The 5,641-nt window shown below is 51.2% G+C and carries 2 tRNA genes and 3 rRNA genes; all 5 read left to right on the forward strand.

The annotated features are described in order from the left end of the window. Positions 1-225: 225 nt before the first annotated feature. The 5 genes from AABB87_RS22910 (at position 226) to rrf (ending at position 5,625) form a co-directional block, all read left to right on the forward strand. Positions 226-1,749: ribosomal RNA gene (locus AABB87_RS22910) — 16S ribosomal RNA — on the forward strand. A 190-nt stretch (positions 1,750-1,939) separates the two neighbouring features. Further along, positions 1,940-2,016, forward strand: a tRNA-Ile gene (locus tag AABB87_RS22915). Between the two features lie 15 nt (positions 2,017-2,031). Beyond that, a tRNA-Ala gene (locus AABB87_RS22920) sits at positions 2,032-2,107 on the forward strand. Positions 2,108-2,427: 320 nt separating this feature from the next. Then, positions 2,428-5,308 (forward strand): 23S ribosomal RNA (locus AABB87_RS22925). Positions 5,309-5,512: 204 nt separating this feature from the next. Continuing rightward, a 5S ribosomal RNA gene (gene rrf, locus AABB87_RS22930) occupies positions 5,513-5,625 on the forward strand. The 16S, 23S and 5S rRNA genes sit together here with 2 tRNA genes alongside, the layout of an rRNA operon. Positions 5,626-5,641: the final 16 nt, after the last annotated feature.

A 5,641-nucleotide genomic window follows, 5' to 3' on the forward strand; every position in this document is an offset into this window, starting at 1 on the left:
TCTGTGCTGCTGACGTCAAGTCGGTAGCGAACAAGTTAACGAAGGCTGAGGCCGGAGTTGCTTGAGCTCTTTAATAATTCACAGCCGATAAGCGTGGGCGTTTGAAGATGAGTGCTGGTTGCAGGTGACTGCAGCCAAGTCTCTTAGACTTTAAACGCTCACGGAAATTAAGATTGGAATCATGCAAATGGTTTTAGTCGATTCCGTTGAGTAAAAAGCAAGATCGAACTGTAGAGTTTGATCCTGGCTCAGATTGAACGCTGGCGGCATGCCTTACACATGCAAGTCGAACGGTAACAGGTTAAGCTGACGAGTGGCGAACGGGTGAGTAATATATCGGAACGTGCCCAGTTGTGGGGGATAACTACTCGAAAGAGTGGCTAATACCGCATGAGACCTGAGGGTGAAAGCGGGGGATCGCAAGACCTCGCGCAATTGGAGCGGCCGATATCAGATTAGCTAGTTGGCGGGGTAAAAGCCCACCAAGGCGACGATCTGTAGCTGGTCTGAGAGGACGACCAGCCACACTGGGACTGAGACACGGCCCAGACTCCTACGGGAGGCAGCAGTGGGGAATTTTGGACAATGGACGCAAGTCTGATCCAGCCATGCCGCGTGCGGGAAGAAGGCCTTCGGGTTGTAAACCGCTTTTGTCAGGGAAGAAACGGGTTTCTCTAATACAGAGACCTAATGACGGTACCTGAAGAATAAGCACCGGCTAACTACGTGCCAGCAGCCGCGGTAATACGTAGGGTGCAAGCGTTAATCGGAATTACTGGGCGTAAAGCGTGCGCAGGCGGTTATGCAAGACAGAGGTGAAATCCCCGGGCTCAACCTGGGAACTGCCTTTGTGACTGCATAGCTAGAGTACGGTAGAGGGGGATGGAATTCCGCGTGTAGCAGTGAAATGCGTAGATATGCGGAGGAACACCGATGGCGAAGGCAATCCCCTGGACCTGTACTGACGCTCATGCACGAAAGCGTGGGGAGCAAACAGGATTAGATACCCTGGTAGTCCACGCCCTAAACGATGTCAACTGGTTGTTGGGAGGGTTTCTTCTCAGTAACGAAGCTAACGCGTGAAGTTGACCGCCTGGGGAGTACGGCCGCAAGGTTGAAACTCAAAGGAATTGACGGGGACCCGCACAAGCGGTGGATGATGTGGTTTAATTCGATGCAACGCGAAAAACCTTACCTACCCTTGACATGTCAGAGATCCCGCAGAGATGTGGGAGTGCTCGAAAGAGAATCTGAACACAGGTGCTGCATGGCCGTCGTCAGCTCGTGTCGTGAGATGTTGGGTTAAGTCCCGCAACGAGCGCAACCCTTGTCATTAGTTGCTACGAAAGGGCACTCTAATGAGACTGCCGGTGACAAACCGGAGGAAGGTGGGGATGACGTCAGGTCATCATGGCCCTTATGGGTAGGGCTACACACGTCATACAATGGCCGGTACAGAGGGCTGCCAACCCGCGAGGGGGAGCTAATCCCAGAAAACCGGTCGTAGTCCGGATCGTAGTCTGCAACTCGACTGCGTGAAGTCGGAATCGCTAGTAATCGCGGATCAGCTTGCCGCGGTGAATACGTTCCCGGGTCTTGTACACACCGCCCGTCACACCATGGGAGCGGGTTCTGCCAGAAGTAGTTAGCCTAACCGCAAGGAGGGCGATTACCACGGCAGGGTTCGTGACTGGGGTGAAGTCGTAACAAGGTAGCCGTATCGGAAGGTGCGGCTGGATCACCTCCTTTCTAGAAATGGTCGAGCCACGGTTGAGTTACTTGTAATTCAGCATGAGCGAGATCCACATGCACTCAGATTGAAGCGCCCACACTTATCGGCTGTAGTAACAACTGCAAGAGTAAATACAAAAAGCGTGAGCCTGCCGAGCTGGCCTCTAAGGTAAGCGTCTGAGCTCAGGAGCACGCGAGAAGAACGCGTGGGTCTGTAGCTCAGTTGGTTAGAGCACCGTCTTGATAAGGCGGGGGTCGCTGGTTCGAATCCAGCCAGACCCACCACGGAATTTAATTCCCGGGGGATTAGCTCAGCTGGGAGAGCACCTGCTTTGCAAGCAGGGGGTCGTCGGTTCGATCCCGTCATCCTCCACCACGTATTTACTCGAAGTTGGCAAACCAGAGCGTCTGTAGAAGATGTTGTGGTTTGCCAGTTTTTATTGGCATTGTTCTTTAACAATTTGTAGAGTCGAATCAGCGTTGTCGACGGAAAGTTTAGTTTCTTCGTAAAGGGGACTAGACACCGTGCCGTCGGCAACATTTTGATTGCGTCAAACACAAGACTTCAACTGAGCAAGAAATTGTTTAGATATGAAGAACGGCGTAACGCGTAAATACTCAATAACGTATGGACCGATGAAACGGGTCTGTACGAGTTCTTGACCGACAGTGCAGTCAGCGCTGTCAAAGTTATAGGGTCAAGTGACTAAGTGCATATGGTGGATGCCTAGGCGATTACAGGCGACGAAAGACGTGATAGCCTGCGATAAGCTTCGGGGAGCTGGCAAATTAGCTTTGATCCGGAGATTTCTGAATGGGGAAACCCACCGCGCGAGCGGTAACTCTGACTGAATACATAGGTCATTGTGGCGAACCGGGTGAACTGAAACATCTCAGTAGCTCGAGGAAAAGACATCAACCGAGATTCCGAAAGTAGTGGCGAGCGAAATTGGAATAGCCTTTACGTTTTAGCATCGTGTATATCAGAACGGAATGGAAAGTCCGGCCATAGCGGGTGATAGCCCCGTATGAGAAATGCTGCGGTGTGGAACTAAGCGTAAGACAAGTAGGGCGGGACACGTGTAATCCTGTCTGAATATGGGGGGACCATCCTCCAAGGCTAAATACTCGTAATCGACCGATAGTGAACTAGTACCGTGAGGGAAAGGCGAAAAGAACCCCGGGAGGGGAGTGAAATAGATCCTGAAACCGTATGCATACAAAAAGTAGGAGCCGCAAGGTGACTGCGTACCTTTTGTATAATGGGTCAGCGACTTACATTCAGTGGCGAGGTTAACCGAATAGGGAAGCCGTAGAGAAATCGAGTCCGAATAGGGCGAATTAGTCGCTGGGTGTAGACCCGAAACCAAGTGATCTATCCATGGCCAGGATGAAGGTACCGTAACAGGTGCTGGAGGTCCGAACCGACTAATGTTGCAAAATTAGCGGATGAGCTGTGGATAGGGGTGAAAGGCTAAACAAACTTGGAAATAGCTGGTTCTCTCCGAAAACTATTTAGGTAGTGCCTCAAGTATTACCATCGGGGGTAGAGCACTGTTATGGCTAGGGGGTCATGGCGACTTACCAAACCATTGCAAACTCCGAATACCGATGAGTACAGCTTGGGAGACAGAGCACCGGGTGCTAACGTCCGGACTCAAGAGGGAAACAACCCAGACCGCCAGCTAAGGTCCCCAAAATTGGCTAAGTGGGAAACGAAGTGGGAAGGCTAAAACAGTCAGGATGTTGGCTTAGAAGCAGCCATCATTTAAAGAAAGCGTAATAGCTCACTGATCGAGTCGTCCTGCGCGGAAGATGTAACGGGGCTAAGCCAGTTACCGAAGCTGCGGATGTGCAATTTATTGCACGTGGTAGGAGAGCGTTCTGTAAGCCTGTGAAGGTGGGTTGTGAAGCCTGCTGGAGGTATCAGAAGTGCGAATGCTGACATGAGTAGCGTTAAAGGGGGTGAAAAGCCCCCTCGCCGAAAGCGCAAGGTTTCCTACGCAACGTTCATCGGCGTAGGGTGAGTCGGCCCCTAAGGCGAGGCAGAGATGCGTAGCTGATGGGAAACAGGTAAATATTCCTGTACCGATCTGTAATGCGATGTGGGGACGGAGAAGGTTAGCTCAGCCAACGGTTGGAAGTGTTGGTTCAAGCGTGTAGTCATGCCCCTTAGGCAAATCCGGGGGGCTAAGATGAGGCGTGATAACGAGTCTGCTTGCAGACGAAGTGAGTGATACCCTGCTTCCAAGAAAAGCCACTAAGCTTCAGTTACAGATTGACCGTACCGCAAACCGACACTGGTGCGCGAGATGAGTATTCTAAGGCGCTTGAGAGAACTCTGGAGAAGGAACTCGGCAAATTGACACCGTAACTTCGGAAGAAGGTGTGCCTCTATTAGGTGAAGGGATTTACTCCCGGAGCCGAATGGGGTCGCAGAGAATCGGTGGCTGCAACTGTTTATTAAAAACACAGCACTCTGCAAAGACGAAAGTCGACGTATAGGGTGTGACTCCTGCCCGGTGCTGGAAGATTAAATGATGGGGTGCAAGCTCTTGACTGAAGTCCCAGTAAACGGCGGCCGTAACTATAACGGTCCTAAGGTAGCGAAATTCCTTGTCGGGTAAGTTCCGACCTGCACGAATGGAGTAATGATGGCCACACTGTCTCCTCCAGAGACTCAGCGAAGTTGAAATGTTTGTGATGATGCAATCTCCCCGCGGAAAGACGGAAAGACCCCATGAACCTTTACTGTAGCTTTACATTGGACTTTGAACAGATCTGTGTAGGATAGGTGGGAGGCTTTGAAGTGAGGACGCTAGTTCTCATGGAGCCAACGTTGAAATACCACCCTGGTGTGTTTGAGGTTCTAACCTTGGTCCCTTATCGGGATTGGGGACAGTGTATGGTGGGCAGTTTGACTGGGGCGGTCTCCTCCCAAAGTGTAACGGAGGAGTTCGAAGGTACGCTAAATACGGTCGGAAATCGTGTTGATAGTGCATTGGCATAAGCGTGCTTGACTGCGAGACTGACAAGTCGAGCAGGTACGAAAGTAGGACAAAGTGATCCGGTGGTTCTGTATGGAAGGGCCATCGCTCAACGGATAAAAGGTACTCTGGGGATAACAGGCTGATACCGCCCAAGAGTTCATATCGACGGCGGTGTTTGGCACCTCGATGTCGGCTCATCTCATCCTGGGGCTGTAGCCGGTCCCAAGGGTATGGCTGTTCGCCATTTAAAGAGGTACGTGAGCTGGGTTTAAAACGTCGTGAGACAGTTTGGTCCCTATCTTCCGTGGGCGCTGCAAGATTGAGAGAGCCTGCTCCTAGTACGAGAGGACCGGAGTGGACGCACCTCTGGTGTATCGGTTGTCACGCCAGTGGCATCGCCGAGTAGCTAAGTGCGGAAGAGATAACCGCTGAAAGCATCTAAGCGGGAAACTCGTCTCAAGATGAGTCTTGCCGGGGCCTAGAGCCCCCTGAAGGGTCGTTCGAGACCAGGACGTTGATAGGCTGGGTGTGGAAGCGCAGTAATGCGTTAAGCTAACCAGTACTAATTGCCCGTGAGGCTTGACCCTATAACTTTGACAGTTCAGAAATGAACGTGTTCAAGGATTATTGAGTAGTCAATACAAGTTATACCGTTCTTCAAAGAAGTCGGTGTTAGCGCAATCAAAAAAGCTGATTCGAGTAGTATGACAAACCCTCAAACGGTGTCATAATACGACTCTACAAATTGGATCGGTTGTTCAAGCGATTGAACAGCAGATCAACCAGTTAAGCCTGATGACCATAGCGAGGCGGTCCCACTCCTTCCCATCCCGAACAGGACAGTGAAATGCCTCAGCGCCGATGATAGTGCGGATTCCCGTGTGAAAGTAGGTCATCGTCAGGCTAATATTAAGCAAAAC

Source organism: Roseateles sp. PN1 (assembly GCF_038419725.1).
Classification (GTDB): domain Bacteria; phylum Pseudomonadota; class Gammaproteobacteria; order Burkholderiales; family Burkholderiaceae_C; genus Paucibacter_A.